This window comes from Paenibacillus dauci (genome assembly GCF_000971985.1).
Classification (GTDB): Bacteria; Bacillota; Bacilli; order Paenibacillales; family Paenibacillaceae; genus Saccharibacillus; species Saccharibacillus dauci.
In genome coordinates this window covers 360,482-377,050 of sequence record NZ_KQ040798.1, presented here as the reverse complement: position 1 = coordinate 377,050, position 16,569 = coordinate 360,482, and the positions used below count along the sequence as shown (strand labels likewise).

Sequence of the window (16,569 nt, the reverse complement as noted above, 5' to 3'; positions counted from 1 at the left end):
TGTTCAAGTGTGTTATTGAGAACGTTAATGAAAAGCAGAAGCTCGTCTTCTCACCTGACCGATCTTTTATCGGCTGGTTCATTGGTCTGTAATTTATCGACAAGTATTTGTCATGAATGTATACTGATCAAGGGATGCGGGTGATGAGACCTGCATCCCTTTTTATTTTGTAATAGTAGTATCTATTATATCTTGGAGGTGGAAGGTTATTAGTAAAGAACATATGATCAATGACGAAATCCGGACAAAAGAAGTACGTCTGGTAGGTGCTGACGGTGAACAAATCGGAATTACGCCGACTCGCGAAGCATTGCAAATGGCAATCGATCTGAATCTGGATCTGGTTAACGTTGCTCCGCAAGCGAAGCCTCCGGTATGTCGGATTATGGACTACGGCAAATTCCGCTACGAACAGCAGAAGAAAGAAAAAGAAGCACGCAAAAATCAGAAGATTGTTGAACTGAAAGAAGTGCGCTTCCATGCAAATACGGAGGAACATGATTACCAAACTAAACTCCGTAATGTAAACAAATTCTTGAATAATGGCGACAAGGTGAAATGCTCGGTCCGCTTCCGCGGTCGCGAGATTGCACATGCAAATATTGGACAAAGAGTCTTGGAACGCGTAAGAGATGAAGTTGCAGATATCTGTACTGTAGAGCGCCAGCCCAAACTGGAAGGCCGCAGCATGATTATGATCTTGGCGCCGAAAAATAACTAAGGGGGATATTCAAATGCCTAAAATGAAAACTCATAGCAGTTTAAAAGGACGCTTCAAAGTTACAGGAACTGGTAAAGTGAAACGTCACAAAGCTTTCAAAAACCACTTGCTTTCTCACAAATCCAAGCGTCAAAAACGTGTACTGGGAACTAGCCCACTGATGGCTGCTGGGGACGTTAAACGTTTGAAACAAGGCTTAGCTAATCTTAAATAATTTAATTTTCCGGGAGGGTTATCAATATGGCACGAGTTAAAGGCGGATTCGTCACACGTCGTAAACACAAGAAATATCTGAAACTGGCAAAAGGTTACTTCGGTTCCAAACACCGTATTTTCAAAACAGCAAAAGAACAGGTTAATAAATCCCTGCTTTATGCTTACCGTGACCGTCGTCAAACAAAACGTAACTTCCGCAGACTGTGGATCGTACGTATCAATGCAGCAGCTCGTCTGAACGGACTGTCTTACAACAAAATGATGCACGGCCTGAAACTGGCTGGTGTTAACATCAACCGTAAGATGCTGGCAGACCTGGCAGTTAACGATGTAACTGCGTTCAACTCCCTGGCTACTGTAGCAAAAGAAAAAATCAACGCGTAATTTAGGTTGCGTATTATAAAAGGCTATCTATTTATCTATTCACTGGATATATGGATAGCCTTTTATTTATGTCTCTTTAGGACGCGGGATATTTAGTGGCTGGCTATCCATAAATGCTCTATTCCTTATCTCTCCACAAGATGTACAAGTGAGTGAACAAAGTAAAATGTATAGCTACAGTTCAAAGGAGATAGTCTAATGAAGAGAAGAGGACACTTATGGCTTTGGATCTGCGCTTTTACAGGGATCCTGATCTTGATCCTAAGCCTGACTAATAGCATGACCGATAATACGGTTACACCGCCCAAGCCGATGACATCGGCAGTAACGCCGGTTCTTCAAATGAGCAGTGAACACACTCAAGCCGAAGATGAACGTATACATAAGCAAATACAAAAGCGTGTAGACCATTCAATACCAGAAGTTATAGTACCAATTATAGATAAAGAAACAGTTTCATTTAATGGACAGTTCAGAAATGTGTTTACACTTCAAGCGAATCAGACAGCTGCAACCCAGACCCTTGTTATCAACATGGAGAATACCGGTCGTTCTTCTTTCGTATCAATTGGTCGATCCTGCAGGCACGGAATGCAGCGTAGATACGATAAAGCCGGGCAAGCAGAAGAAGGTTCAATATACATGGATTAATCAGCAGGCGGGAGACTGGACGATACGTATTTCCAATAAAGATGGTTCCCCGGGTTCTTTTAGCTACGCTGTACAAACCCAGTCTTAATATAAATGACAGCCGAGCATCCAGCTGTCTTATTTTGAATAAAGGTGTGACCGATAAGAAGAAGAAGACAACCCAATATATTCCCTTTTTATTTACAGTATTCCAGAGAGTGGAATTGAAAAAGACAATGGATAAGAAATATGTTGCTGTCACGGGACAAATCACGTAAACTGTCTGAAGGGCATGAAGCGGAACGGATATTTTAGGACTTCCATACTATGCGGCATCAATAAGTAATACGGGCTTCAGTAATGTGACAAACGGCATATTTGACTCGGAAAAGATACTTTATATATAAGGAAGACAAATAGATGGGTCTTGTCAGGTATATCGATAATAAATGTTCTACTGTACCTTTTTAGTGCATTAAAACAGTTTTGCTGTAAAGTATGTGTAGGTTATATAACATTGATATAACGTGAAATAGTAAAAAATTCCAATATAGAGCGCTTACATTGTTTAATGGATAAATTAATTGACCAATTGTTATTAAAATAGTGGATTTTCCTATCACATGATTGTATAATCTGTTCAGTGACTATTAAATCTGCTCCGAAAGCGAACAAAATAATGTTATTTTCAGAAAATGTTCGTGTTTTCATGAGAGAGACAGAAACATAGTTGATACTTTTAAGGGGGAAAAAGATACATGAAGAAGGTCTATTCACTTTCGCTGATTATGGTACTGGCACTGTCCGTTATTCTGGCAGCATGCGGTAACAAGAGCGACAATGCAAGTGGCGGTGCATCTGAAGGCAAAGGTTCCAGCGACGTTAAAGTGGGTATGGTAACTGACGTAGGCGGCGTAAACGATAAATCCTTTAACCAATCTGCCTGGGAAGCTCTTGAAAAAGTACAATCCGCTGGCGGAGCAAGTGTAAAATACCTGCAAAGTAAATCCGATCAGGATTATATTCCTAACCTTAACCAATTCGTTAAAGATGGCTACAGCCTGACTTGGGGTATTGGATTCAACCTGGCAGACGCAATCAAAACGGTTGCAGGTCAAAACCCTGATGCCAAACTGGCAATCATCGATAGTGTAGTAGACGCTCCAAACGTTAAATCTGTAACGTTCTCCGAAAACGAAGGTTCCTTCCTCGTGGGTGTCGTTGCCGGTAAAATGACAAAAATGAATAAAATCGGTTTTGTAGGCGGCGAGAAAAGCCCTCTGATCCAACGCTTCGAAGCTGGCTTCCAAGCAGGTATCAAAGCAGTTAACCCTAAAGCTGAGTTCATTGCCAACTATGCCGGTGCATTTGACAAGCCGGATGTAGGTAAAGCAGCAGCTGCAACAATGTACAATGAAGGTGTGGATATTATTTTCCACGCAGCTGGTGCAACAGGCACGGGCGTATTCAATGAAGCAGCATCCCGTAAAAAATCCGGACAGCAAGTATGGGTAATCGGTGTAGATAAAGACCAATCCCTGGAGTTCGGTGATGAAGTGACTTTGACTTCCATGATCAAGCGTGTTGATACAGCAGTTGAGAAAGTATCCCAGGAAGTAATCGATGGTACTTTCAAAGGCGGTACAGAAACACTGGGTCTGAAAGATGACGGCGTAGGTATTGCGGATACTTCTAGCAAAAACGTACCTGCTGACGTACTGAAACTGGTTGATGAGTACAAAGCTAAAATCATCGCTGGCGAAGTTAAAGTACCTGATACAGTGAAATAATTGCTTTTGAACATATAGTACAACAGACAAGGCTGGTTAATAACTAGCCTTGTTGTTACGTCTACAGGTAAGTTTAAGAATGGCGGACATGCCGGTAACATATGAACTATTAATTTGCTTATAAGGGTGATCTAATGGATACAGCAACCCCTGTTGTAGAGTTAAAACAAATAACAAAGCGTTTTCCGGGTATCGTAGCCAATGACTCGATCAGTCTCAAGCTGCAAAAAGGCGAGATTCATGCTCTTCTCGGTGAGAATGGCGCCGGTAAATCAACGCTTATGAATATCGTGTTCGGGCTGTATCAGCCGGATGAAGGCAGTATTGAAATTGATGGCAAACCGGTGATTATCGATGGTCCCAACAGAGCGATTGAGCTGGGTATCGGTATGGTCCATCAGCACTTTAAGCTTGTTCAGCCATTCACTGTTACGGAGAACATTATTCTGGGTTCCGAACCGAGAAAGGGAGCCCGAATCAATTATAGAAAAGCAACAGAGGAGATCCGCAAGCTGTCCGAGCAATATGGTCTGCGCGTAGATCCCAATGCCAAGATCCATGATATTTCCGTTGGTATGCAGCAGCGTGTAGAGATTCTCAAAACGCTGTATCGCGGTGCGGATATCCTGATCTTTGACGAGCCGACCGCTGTACTGACACCGCAGGAAATCTCTGAATTGATGGAGATTATGCAGCGTCTGATCCAGGAAGGCAAGTCCATTATCCTGATTACCCACAAACTCAAAGAGATTATGCAAATTGCGGATACAGTAACAATTATTCGCCGCGGTAAAGTCATTGATACGGTCAAAAAGACAGAGACAACTCCGCAGGAACTGGCCGAAAAAATGGTCGGTCGCAACGTCAGCTTCAAAGTGGACAAAAAAGCGGCAGAGCCTGGCGAAGTGGTTATGCATATGGAGAATATCCTGTCTAAGAACAAGGATGGCATGGCTGTACTGAACAGTCTGAATCTGCAGGTGAGAGCAGGAGAGATTCTCGGCATCGCCGGCGTAGACGGCAATGGACAGACCGAGCTGATCGAAGCACTGACCGGCCTGCGGCATGTAGATGGCGGTAAAATCACTTTACATGGCAAGGACATCACCAACCTGACGCCGCGTAAGGTAACCGAATCAGGCGTGGCCCATATTCCGGAAGATCGTCACAAACATGGTCTGGTACTGGACTTTTCAGTTAGCGAGAACATGGTACTGGAGACGTATTACAAAGCACCGTATAACAAAAACGGCTTTTTGCAATATGATGAAGTGGACAAAAAAGCAACCCGTCTGGTAGAAGCGTTCGACGTACGTACGCCAAGCATCCATACGATGGCGCGCTCTCTGTCCGGTGGTAACCAGCAGAAAGCGATTATCGCCCGTGAGATTGACAAAAACCCTGAACTGCTCGTAGCGGCACAGCCAACGCGGGGTCTGGATGTCGGTGCAATTGAGTTTGTACAGAAACAGCTGATTGCCCAGCGTGACCAGGGCAAAGCCGTGCTACTGATTTCCTTTGAATTGGATGAAATCATGAATGTATCTGACCGGATTGCGGTTATCTATGAAGGACAAATTGTGGGTGAAGTGCTGCCGGAACAAACCAATGATCAGGAATTGGGCTTAATGATGGCGGGAAGCACCGTAAAGAGAGGTGCAGCGCATGAGTAAATTGATGAAAATATTTACCGGGGATTCTTTTATTCTATCTATTGTGGCCATTATTATGGGTCTGATCCTCGGCGCGCTCGTCATGCTGATCGGCGGTTATGATCCGTTCGAAGCATACAGTGCCCTGCTTACCCGGGTATATGGGGATTCCTATAACTTTGGTGAAGCTATTCGTGAGATGACACCGCTGATTATGACAGGTCTGGCATTTGCTTTTGCAGCACGTACCGGTCTGTTCAATATCGGTGGTGAAGGACAGTTTCTGATCGGGATGACAGCCGCTTCTATCGTAGGTATCCATGTTCATGGACTGCCTGTGTACATTCATGCTCCACTGGCGGTTATCGCAGGTGCGGTATTCGGCGGATTGTGGGCAGCGATTGCTGGCTATCTGAAGGCTGCACGAGGCGTGAACGAAGTTATTTCCTGTATTATGCTTAACTGGATCGGTCTGTACCTGTCCAATATGATCATCAACAACTATGCATTACTGGATGGCGAGAACCGTTCGGTCGATATTCAGCCTACGGCTTCAATTGCAATCGGCTGGTTGTCCGAGATGATGGGCAATGCCCGTGTTCACTGGGGAACAGTAATTGCATTGCTCGCTGCGGTGTTCTTCTATATCTTTATGTGGAAAACCAAGCAGGGTTATGAGCTGCGTGCAGTAGGGTTTAACCAGGATGCCTCCAAATATGCAGGTATGAACGTTAACCGTAATGTCGTCAAAGCGATGTTTATCAGCGGCGCGTTTGCCGGTCTGGGCGGCGCATTTACCGTACTGGGCGTATTCGGTTACCAGTCGGTTATGGCAAGTTCACCAGGAACCGGATTTGACGGGATCGCGGTTGCATTGATTGGTATGAACAATCCATTTGGTATTATTCTGGGTTCCATTCTGTTCGGTACGCTGACTTATGGTTCGGCAGGTATGAGCTTCAGCGCGGATGTACCGCCAGAAATCGTACGTATTGTTATCGGTGCGATTATATTCTTTATCGCTGCACAGGGTATTGTGCGCTGGGTACTGAAGCCATTCTATGCCAAGCGTAAGAAAGAGAAGGTGTTGTAAATGGACGTATTAACAATTATCGGGCAGCTCATTAATACGACGCTTGTATTTGCTACAGCTCTGATATTCACTTCCCTTGGCGGCATTTTCTCGGAAAAATCCGGTGTGACGAACCTGGGACTGGAAGGTCTGATGGTCTTTGGTGCATTTGCAGCCGGTGTTGTAGGTCACTATGCACAGGATGCAGGTATGGATACATTCTCTGCGGCAACGATGGGCCTGCTGGCAGCTATTGTGCTGGGAACGATCGTATCACTCATTCATGCTCTGGCTTCGATTACGTTCAAAGCAGATCAGGTTATCAGTGGTATCGTTATTAACTTCCTCGCAGCAGGAAGTACGCTGTATATGGTTAAACTGCTGTTCGACGGTGCCGGTGAGACGGAACTGATCGCTGGTTACAACCGTATTGCGATTCCTTATCTGAGTCAGATTCCACTGCTGGGTGATGCGATCTTCAATGCATATCCAACAACGTATCTGGCGATTATCCTGGTGTTTGTATCCTTTTATGTATTGTACAAAACACCATTCGGTCTGCGTCTGCGTTCTGTCGGAGAACATCCGAGTGCAGCCGATACCGTAGGTATCAAAGTAAACCGTATGCGTTATATCGGCGTTATGCTGAGTGGTGCGCTGGCGGGAATCGGTGGTGCAACGATTACACTGACAACGACCGGTACATTCTCGCATAATACGATTTCCGGTCAGGGTTATATCGCAATTGCTGCGATGATCTTTGGTAAATGGAATCCGATCGGTGCGTTTGGTGCGGCAGTATTCTTCGGTCTGGCACAGGCAGTGCGTAACTATGTGCAGCTGTTTGCCTGGACACAGAGCATTCCGCCTGAAGTGATCTATATGCTGCCGTATGTACTGACTATTATTGTGCTGGTTGCAGCTGTAGGTCGCTCTAGTGCACCGTCAGCTCTCGGTCAGCCGTATGATCCGAGTAAACGATAGACAGGCAGCGTTATAGATGACCTTGCCTGTCTGAGAGAATTAGTTTGTTTTAAGCAGCTTGGTAGTATAAGGATAAACAGCTGCCTGATCTACAGAATAAGCTGTACAAGGTGAGAATTTTGTAGCAGGGCAGCATAATAAAGAAAAGCCGGAATCCAGTAAAAAAGGATTTCGGCTTTTTTATTGGGATAAAAATTAAGAATCCACAGTAGAGAAAATTCTTAACACTGTAAAAACGATATAAAAAACGGTCGTTTCTGTATCTATTTCAAAATTAAACGATGTGTGGTCCAAATACAAAATCATTGCCATATTTATGCTGTTTAATTGTGCATAATGCACAAACGGGGAAATGGTTATGTAAACAGCATATTAAAATAATCCCCAAAAAACCTTGCAAATATAAGCTTTTTTGATAAATGGATAAATATAGCAATATGAAACTGTCAAAATGATTGTTCAAAAAGACAAAAAAATTAGTGTTGACTCTGTCTGGAATGAATCATATAATAATCCTAAATTAGCGGCCGACAATACAACATATTGTTCCGGTCCATATGAGAATACCAGATATCGGCTATGAAGAGGACGAAGTTTTAGGGGCTATTTTGTCCAGAGAGTGAAGCATCTGTTTGCTGCAAGCTTCATCAAAAACCCTTAGATACGAGCTCACCTCGGAGCTGTTTTCCTGAAAGGCATTGATTTCAATGATTATTAGGGAAAATCGTACAGTCTACGTTACAGACTACAGGTAAGGTGCAAAAGCACGTTACTTGGCGAGGTGTACATTGCCGTGAGGCTGTACACGAATATGGGTGGTACCACGGAAGCGATAGCCTTTCGTCCCTCTACAGAACATTTTTCTGTGCGAGGCGACGAAAGGCTTTTTTTGATACTTTGTTCGTCTCAGCTGCCAACCTGATCTTTGATCGGGACGCATCCGGAACGGGATGCAGCGGCTTTGCATATGCTGTGTATGTGAGATTGATGTAAATTTTGGGAGGAGGAATACTGATGAGCGCGCAAATACCTAATGTGCAATCGACAGATGAATTACGAGAGAAATGGATGAAGCCTGAAGTCATTACAGGTTCGGAAATGCTGCTACGCAGTCTGCTGTTGGAAGGTGTGGAATGTGTATTCGGATATCCGGGTGGAGCGGTGCTTTACATTTACGATGCCATGCACGGATTCGATGATTTCAAACATTTGTTAACACGGCACGAGCAGGGAGCGATTCATGCAGCTGATGGATATGCCCGCGCTAGCGGCAAAGTCGGCGTCTGTATCGCAACATCCGGTCCGGGAGCGACCAACCTGGTGACTGGAATCGCGACAGCTTATATGGATTCCGTACCCCTCGTTGTAATTACAGGCAATGTGGCAACGACGCTGATCGGAACGGATGCTTTCCAGGAAGCGGACATTACCGGGATTACAATGCCTATCACCAAACACAGTTACCTGGTTCGCGATGTAGAAGATCTGCCTAGAATTATTCATGAAGCTTTCCATATCGCCAACACAGGACGCAAAGGCCCGGTGCTGATCGATATTCCCAAGGATGTATCGGCAGCCAAGTCTCTGTTCAAGCCGCATACCGAACCGGTTATGATGCGTGGTTACAATCCAAGAGTAATGCCGAACAAGCTGCAGCTGGACAAGCTTCATCAAGCAATTGCCGAAGCCAAACGTCCACTGATTCTGGCAGGTGGCGGTGTGGTCTACTCTGGTGGTCATGAAGAACTTCTGAAGTTCGTCGAGACTACGGGGATTCCGATTACAACGACCCTGCTTGGACTGGGCGGTTTCCCAAGCGGTCATGATCTGTGGATCGGTATGCCAGGGATGCACGGCACATATGCAGCGAACAACGCGATTCAGCAATCGGATCTGCTGATCAGCATTGGAGCACGATTTGATGATCGTGTAACCGGCAAGCTGGACGGTTTTGCACCGCATGCCCGCATCGCACATATCGATATTGATCCAGCCGAGATTGGCAAAAATGTCAAAACCGATATTCCCATCGTAGGCGATGTGAAGACGGTACTGGAGATGCTCAATATCGAAGCTGGTCATTCCAGCTATGCCGATGAATGGCGGACAACGATCGCTGGCTGGAAAAAAGAAAAGCCTTTCCGTTATGACGATTCCGAGGAAGTACTCAAACCGCAGTGGGTTGTGGAAATGCTCAATGATACAACACGCGGCGAAGCTATTGTCACTACGGATGTAGGTCAGCATCAGATGTGGGCCGCCCAGTATTATCGTTTTAACAAACCGCGTTCATGGGTGACATCCGGCGGACTGGGTACGATGGGATTCGGATTCCCGTCTGCGATTGGTGCTCAGATGGCGAACCCGGAACGTCTGGTTATCTCGATTAACGGTGATGGCGGCATGCAGATGTGTGCACAGGAACTGGCGATCTGCGCCATCAATAATATCCCTGTCAAAGTAGTCGTGATGAATAACCAGGTACTGGGCATGGTCAGACAGTGGCAGGAACTGATCTATGATAACCGTTACAGCCACATTGATCTCTCCGGTAGCCCGGACTTTGTCAAACTGGCTGAAGCTTATGGCGTCAAAGGATTGCGGGCAACGAACAAGCAGGAAGCTGCTGCAGCCTGGCAGGAAGCGATGGATACACCGGGTCCTGTTCTGGTAGAATTCGTAGTCAACAAGCATGAAAATGTGTATCCGATGGTTCCACAGGGAGCCACCATTGATCAAATGTTAATGGGGGATAAAGAATGATACCGACAACGCTGAAACATACCATCGCCGTACTAGTCAATGACCAGCCTGGTGTGCTGCAAAGAGTCTCCGGACTCTTTGGCCGCCGGGGATTCAATATCGAGAGTATCACCGTCGGTTCATCGGAAGAAGCAGGATTATCCCGGATGGTTATCGTAACGACGGGTGATGAGAATACGCTCGAACAGGTAGAAAAGCAATTATACAAAATCATCGATGTCATCAAGGTTATCGATTTGAGTTCCCGTCCGATGGTGGCACGTGAACTGGCTCTGATCAAGGTTAAAGCAGAACCGGCAGAGCGTCCCGAAATTATGGGCGTTATTGATACCTTCCGCGCAGCTGTAGTGGATATCGGACCAAACAGCCTGATTGTACAGGTTGTTGGTGATACCGAGAAAATTGATGCCATGGTCGAACTGCTCAAGCCTTATGGCATTCGCGAACTTTCCCGCACAGGCGCGACAGCGATGATACGCGGTAACGTATAAAACCAATTCTCGCTGAAAAGAGCGGGGATTTGAGAGGATCACCCCTGAAACGGGATAGTCAATATAACGATTATGCAGTCGAACAGCTGGTTGTCGTGTTCCTTTGAAGTACCCGCTCTTTTCAGAGGGTTGTCATTATGTAACAGCAGTACTGCAGTACCGAAACGACGTTCCATACATTAAAGGAGGAAGAGAAAAATGGCAGTAACTACTTACTATGAAAATGATGCAGAATTGAACGTATTGAAAGGTAAAACAATCGCAATTATCGGATACGGAAGCCAGGGTCATGCCCATGCACAGAACCTGCGTGATAGCGGTCTGACTGTAGTTATCGGTCTTCGCGAAGGTAAATCCTTTGACAAAGCCAAAAATGACGGTTTTGAAGTACTGCCTGTAGCAGAAGCGACCAAGCGTGCAGATATCGTACAGATTCTGATGCCGGATGAAACACAGGCTAGCGTATATAAAAGCGAAATCGCACCTAACCTGAAAGAAACAGCTGCACTGATGTTCGCTCATGGTTTCAACGTTCACTTCGGTCAGATCGTTGCTCCGGAAAGTAATGATGTACTGCTGGTTGCTCCTAAATCTCCAGGTCATATGGTTCGTCGTACATATGAAGAAGGATTCGGTGTACCGGGTCTGATCGCTATTCATCAGGACGCAACAGGCAATGCCAAAGAAATCGGTCTGGCGTATGCCAAAGGAATCGGCTGTACACGTGCAGGCGTTATCGAGACATCCTTCCGTGAAGAAACCGAAACGGATCTGTTCGGTGAGCAGGCTGTTCTGTGTGGCGGCGTAAGTGCTCTGGTCAAAGCCGGATTCGAGACACTGACAGAAGCTGGTTATGCTCCGGAAATGGCTTACTTTGAATGTCTGCATGAACTGAAATTGATCGTTGACCTGATGTATGAAGGTGGTCTGGCGACTATGCGTGATTCCATCAGTAACACTGCGGAATATGGTGACTATGTAACTGGTCCTCGTATCGTTACCGAAGAAACCAAAAAAGCAATGAAAGAAGTACTGACTGATATTCAACAGGGTAAATTCGCACGCGACTTTATTCTGGAAAATCAATCCGGTCGTGCTTTCCTGACAGCAACGCGTCGTAATGAAGCCGAGCATCCACTCGAAGTAGTAGGCGGACAATTGCGTGAAATGATGCATTGGATTAAAAAATAAGATTTGAACATTTGATTTGGGGAGGTGAGGTTGAGATACGGTCACTCTGGGAAAAGATGGTTTGGTCGAGCGCTGTTCAGATCTGATTTTTTGAACGACTGCTTCAGCAGCCAGAATCAGATCTGAAAGGCGAACGCTTCGCTTCTTTTGAATTATTCTTTTCCCTCCACGAGCCCGTATCCAACCTGCCTGCCGCAAATCAATTTAAAATCTTTTTTAAGGTTAGGGTGAGAAGTAGAAAGGAAGACAGTTAGGAAGTAATGAGTGGATACATTCATTACTTGCAGAATATGAAATTATTTTTACCCATAAAAACAAGGAGGTGCGATAATGCGTAAAATTTATATTTTCGATACTACGCTGAGAGATGGAGAACAATCGCCTGGGGTCAATTTGAATACCCGTGAGAAAGTGGAGATTGCGCATCAACTCGAGCGTCTGGGTGTCGACCGTATTGAAGCCGGTTTTCCTGCGGCATCGCCCGGAGATTTGGCAGCGGTTAATGCTGTGGCACGTGCAGTGAAGAATGCGAGCGTCATTGGTCTGTCGCGTTCCAGAGAACAAGATATCGATGCGGTACGCGAGGCGCTGAAGGGGGCGCAAGATCCGTGCCTGCATCTGTTCCTGGCGACTTCACCGATTCACCGCCAATACAAACTGCGTATGGAGAAAGAACAGGTTAAGGATACCGCTCGTTCTGCAATCCGTTATGCACGCAAATATTTTGACAAAGTGGAATTCTCACTGGAAGATGCAGGACGGACCGAGCTGGAGTTTATCGCTGAGATGACCAAGATGGCGATCGAAGAAGGCGCTTACGTCGTCAATCTGCCGGATACGGTCGGATATCTGTCTCCTTATGAGTACGGCAATATTTTTAAATATGTCAAAGAAAACGTGCCTGGTGTAGAAAAAGTACAATTGAGCGCTCATTGTCATGATGACCTGGGGATGGCGACAGCCAATGCATTGGCAGCGATTCTGAATGGTGCAGATCAGATCGAAGGTACCATCAATGGTATCGGCGAGCGGGCTGGTAATACGGCACTGGAAGAAGTGGCACTGGCACTGGAAACTAGACAGGATTTTTACCAGGCGAAAACATCGTTTACCCTGTCCGAGATTGCCCGTACAAGCCGACTCGTCAGCAAGCTGACCGGTATGGTTGTACCAGGGAACAAAGCGATTGTAGGCGCGAATGCTTTTGCGCATGAATCGGGTATTCATCAGGATGGCATGCTCAAGGAGAAATCCACATATGAGATTATGACACCGGAGACCATCGGATTCAAAGAGAGCAAGCTGGTAATGGGTAAACACTCCGGCCGCCATGCTTTCCGTGAACATCTGATTGAGCTGGGCTTTGAACTGGATGAAGAAGCGATCAATACCGCATTTACCAAGTTCAAAATTCTGGCGGACAAAAAGAAAGAAATTACCGAGGATGATCTGTTTGCTCTGCTGGAAGAGCGCATGACCGATGCACCGGAATTCTTCCAATTGGATTCTCTGTTTGTTTCCTTTGACAGTGAATCTGCACCGGTTGCCAAAGTGCGTCTGACTACAGCTGATGGCGAAGTACGTCTGGAAGAATCCAGCGGTAATGGTGCGGTAGACTCTATCTATAATGCGATCGACAAGGCTTCGCAGGAAGATGTAACCCTGGCTGATTATTCGATCAAAGCAGTTACGCAGGGCAAGGATGCGCTTGGTGAAGTGCATGTCGCGCTAACCCAGGAAGGCATTACTGCCCAGGGACGCGGCGTCAGCACAGATATCCTTGAAGCGAGTGCACGCGCTTATGTTGATTCATTGAATCGTTTGGTAGAAAAGCGCAAGACTTATGGTAGACGTGACAATATCAGCATGATCTGATCGTAATGCTGTACCATTTTGAATTGAAATAAAAGTATATGTACTTTTCAGTCCCCTCAGGGTTGAACAGCTTTCTGCGATTTTCGGTCGCAGAAAAGGAAGCTGTATTTCCTGGAGGGGATATTTGCTATGTCCAGATGCTTGATGCTTGCTGTAGGCTGGATCGTTTTGGAGAACAGAAGGAGTAGCGGAGTATCTAAGACCAGAAGAGATCTTGCTATGCTATTCGTTACATCTTACCGTGTGGTTATATCGGTGGTATCTTATTCGTTATTTATTTCGCTTCTGTTATGTATAATCAGCTTATCGTATAAACTAATTCACAAAAATTAAATGAAGGTTGTAAAAGTACCGTTATTTTTACCTTTATGGATGAACCCTCAACAATAGATGGTTATTCTACAGACATAAAGCTAATGAGTTGAGGGCAAACTAAATAAAGGGAGGAATTATTATGAGAGACAGTGGACGTGATTTGACGATTGAAGCCGTGGATACAACCGGCGTAACACAGTATGATATTGCTTCAGCAACGCGAGGAGGTACTCGCAGACTGATGGTCAGCGACAATCCGGAGACATTGAGTGAATCTACATTTCCGGTGCGCCAGGGAACGCTCTGGCATGACGTTGTACGCAGCAGCGGCAGTATCATCACTCACCGGGTATTTGGATGGCATTATAACGTACTCACTACACCAGTCAAAGTAGGCATCACAGTAGAGAATCGTGCCAATCATGGTGCACTCCGTATTGAAGAAGTGACCCGTGAATACCGTATTGGCGGCGATGAGGTGAACTGGATTACCGATATCGGCGGCAGCATTTCCCGGGCAATCCTGGCAGGTACAACAGATGATCGTACGCCGAATGCTGCGCTGATCAAGCAGCAGCAGTCCGGACTGATCGAAGAGTTTATTATTCCACCGGGCAAGCTGCTGGGATTCACCTATGACTTTACAGTGAAAAGTACAGACAGTGGAGAGATGCTGTACACTGTGCGTACAGCGGCTTCTCGTGATACTGCTTACGATCTGACCCTGATCAAAAGCGCGCCGCTTCCACCGGCTCCACAAGCGCATCCGCGAGGCAACTGGACCTTCTCGGAGACTAATGCGGTTACTCCAGTCTATACCGTGGGTACTGCGCGAGCAATCTATCCAACCGCTGCCAAACTGAAAAAAGATGGTTCTCTGCCAGTCGATCAGCTGTTTACTGCAGCAGCGAGTGAACTGCCGGAGCTGCCACTGGATAACCGGGCTCAATTCGGTGTTATCTACAATGTGACTGTGCCGGTATATAATCCGGGTTCCCAGAAAAAGACCATTCAGATCTCACTGAATCCGCGCGGCGGCAGTTACGGTGGAGCAGTCCGGATGAATGATACGGTATATGGTGTGCCTCTGATGCGTACCAACAAGGAAAAAGCCCCGGTCTATGTAGCCAGCGTTCCACCGGGTAACAGTAAATATACATTTAGCCTGATGATCGCTGGAGCTTCGTCAACACCGCTCGGCATTTTGCTGGAGACGCTGTAAGCATTTCGTTGCAAAGATTTCCTTGTTGAGTCATATCATTTAGTTGATCGGAATAATAGACAGAGATATAAACAGGGAGATGGAGTATAAAAAAAGCTCCGCTGGACGGTATTCGTCAGCGGAGCTTTTTGGTTGTATATGTTCAGCAAATCTGCTTACCAGGCATAAGCTTTTGGAGCAGCACCACCCGGACCAGGGAAAATCTCGTCCAGACGCTTCATAGTGGATTCGTCCAATTTCACATCCAGAATATGCAGTGAACTCTCGAACTGTTCGGATGTACGTGGTCCGATGATTGGAGCAGTCACAGATGGATTAGCCAGTACCCATGCAAGTGCGACGACATCCTGCGGCTCACCGAGTTCTTCACAAAGCGCAGCGAACTGCTCCAGCTGCTCTTTGTGCTTTTCTACGCGCTCGGCATTTCCGCCGCTGCGGGAACCTTCGATTTTTTTCAATGCATTGCGTCCGAGTAATCCGCCATCCAGTGGACTCCATGGGATAACCCCCAGTCCCAACTCTTTGGAGGCAGGCAGTACTTCAAGCTCGGGCTCGCGACAAAGCAGGCTGTATTTGTGCTGTTCAGATACGAGTCCGAGGAAGTGACGCTTCTCTGCTTCTTTCTGGGCAATCGCGATATGCCAGGCAGCAAAGTTACTTGAGCCCACATAGCCGATTTTGCCCTGTTGAACTGCGACTTCAAAAGCCCCCCACAGCTCGTCCCAGCTGATTCGTGAATCTTCATGATGCATCTGGTACAATTCCACATGATCTGTCTGCAGACGCTTGAGGGAGCCTTCCAGATGTCTGCGGATTTTATAGGCTGACAGGCCGCCTTCGTTATTGGGACCGTCGGTCTCATCATTCATTTTGCCATATACTTTGGTAGCCAGTACGACCTTCTCGCGTCGTCCGCCACCCTGCTTGAACCAGCGTCCGATAATCTCTTCGGTAGCACCTTGCCCTATTTTGGATCCGTATACATTTGCAGTATCAAAAAAATTGACCCCTGCGTCCAGAGCAGCATCCATAATACGGAAAGATTCTTTCTCATCTGTAACCGGTCCAAAATTCATGGTGCCCAGACAGATCTGGCTAACCTTCAAACCTGACTTGCCAAGATATGAATATTCCATTATTGTCCACTCCTTTGGTTGTTTGGATAGATGGGTTGAATAGGGTTGCGATATTAGTGTATTCCTCCTGAAGAGCAAGTTCAAATATCTTCACCCAATATATGGAATAAATGACTATGACTATACC

At 46.1% G+C, this 16,569-nt stretch carries 14 protein-coding genes; 13 read left to right on the top strand and 1 reads right to left on the bottom strand.

The genetic code is table 11. The features are described 5' to 3' along the window. The first annotated feature begins 223 nt into the window (after positions 1–223). The 13 genes from infC (at position 224) to WH46_RS01555 (ending at position 15,306) form a co-directional block, all read left to right on the top strand. On the top strand, positions 224–721 hold the full coding sequence (gene infC, locus WH46_RS01620) for a translation initiation factor IF-3 (protein WP_017811386.1): 498 nt from the start codon (positions 224–226) through the stop codon (positions 719–721). Between the two features lie 13 nt (positions 722–734). Further along, positions 735–935 (top strand): 50S ribosomal protein L35, encoded by a 201-nt coding sequence (gene rpmI, locus WH46_RS01615; RefSeq protein WP_017811385.1) that lies wholly within the window; start codon positions 735–737, stop codon positions 933–935. Positions 936–961: 26 nt separating this feature from the next. After that, positions 962–1,321, top strand: coding sequence for a 50S ribosomal protein L20 (rplT, locus tag WH46_RS01610; RefSeq protein WP_017811384.1), 360 nt, complete (start codon positions 962–964; stop codon positions 1,319–1,321). A 198-nt stretch (positions 1,322–1,519) separates the two neighbouring features. Then, positions 1,520–1,972 carry a hypothetical protein gene (locus WH46_RS01605; RefSeq protein WP_046225461.1) on the top strand — a complete coding sequence of 151 codons (453 nt, stop codon included), beginning with the start codon at positions 1,520–1,522 and terminating at the stop codon, positions 1,970–1,972. A gap of 737 nt (positions 1,973–2,709) precedes the next feature. Next, positions 2,710–3,741, top strand: coding sequence for a BMP family lipoprotein (locus WH46_RS01595; RefSeq protein WP_046225459.1), 1,032 nt, complete (start codon positions 2,710–2,712; stop codon positions 3,739–3,741). 134 nt (positions 3,742–3,875) lie between these two features. Then, positions 3,876–5,414 (top strand): ABC transporter ATP-binding protein, encoded by a 1,539-nt coding sequence (locus WH46_RS01590; protein ID WP_017811381.1) that lies wholly within the window; start codon positions 3,876–3,878, stop codon positions 5,412–5,414. Beyond that, entirely contained in the window at positions 5,407–6,486 is a 1,080-nt protein-coding gene (locus WH46_RS01585; RefSeq protein ID WP_017811380.1) for an ABC transporter permease, read from the top strand. Before WH46_RS01590 ends, WH46_RS01585 begins: the two co-directional genes overlap by 8 nt. Further along, positions 6,487–7,449 (top strand): ABC transporter permease, encoded by a 963-nt coding sequence (locus WH46_RS01580; protein ID WP_017811379.1) that lies wholly within the window; start codon positions 6,487–6,489, stop codon positions 7,447–7,449. A gap of 1,014 nt (positions 7,450–8,463) precedes the next feature. Beyond that, positions 8,464–10,212: a biosynthetic-type acetolactate synthase large subunit gene (gene ilvB, locus WH46_RS01575; RefSeq protein ID WP_017811378.1), complete on the top strand. Its 1,749-nt coding sequence runs from the start codon at positions 8,464–8,466 to the stop codon at positions 10,210–10,212. Continuing rightward, positions 10,209–10,703 carry an acetolactate synthase small subunit gene (gene ilvN / locus WH46_RS01570; protein ID WP_017811377.1) on the top strand — a complete coding sequence of 165 codons (495 nt, stop codon included), beginning with the start codon at positions 10,209–10,211 and terminating at the stop codon, positions 10,701–10,703. The genes ilvB and ilvN overlap by 4 nt, the downstream gene beginning before the upstream one ends. A gap of 198 nt (positions 10,704–10,901) precedes the next feature. Then, on the top strand, positions 10,902–11,894 hold the full coding sequence (ilvC, locus tag WH46_RS01565) for a ketol-acid reductoisomerase (protein WP_017811376.1): 993 nt from the start codon (positions 10,902–10,904) through the stop codon (positions 11,892–11,894). Between the two features lie 330 nt (positions 11,895–12,224). After that, positions 12,225–13,769, top strand: coding sequence for a 2-isopropylmalate synthase (locus WH46_RS01560; protein WP_046225458.1), 1,545 nt, complete (start codon positions 12,225–12,227; stop codon positions 13,767–13,769). A 454-nt stretch (positions 13,770–14,223) separates the two neighbouring features. Then, positions 14,224–15,306, top strand: coding sequence for a hypothetical protein (locus WH46_RS01555; RefSeq protein WP_052714076.1), 1,083 nt, complete (start codon positions 14,224–14,226; stop codon positions 15,304–15,306). Positions 15,307–15,461: 155 nt separating this feature from the next. Here WH46_RS01555 and WH46_RS01550 read toward each other — a convergent pair whose 3' ends face one another. Continuing rightward, positions 15,462–16,442 (bottom strand): aldo/keto reductase, encoded by a 981-nt coding sequence (locus WH46_RS01550; protein ID WP_017811372.1) that lies wholly within the window; start codon positions 16,440–16,442, stop codon positions 15,462–15,464. Between the last annotated feature and the right edge of the window lie 127 nt (positions 16,443–16,569).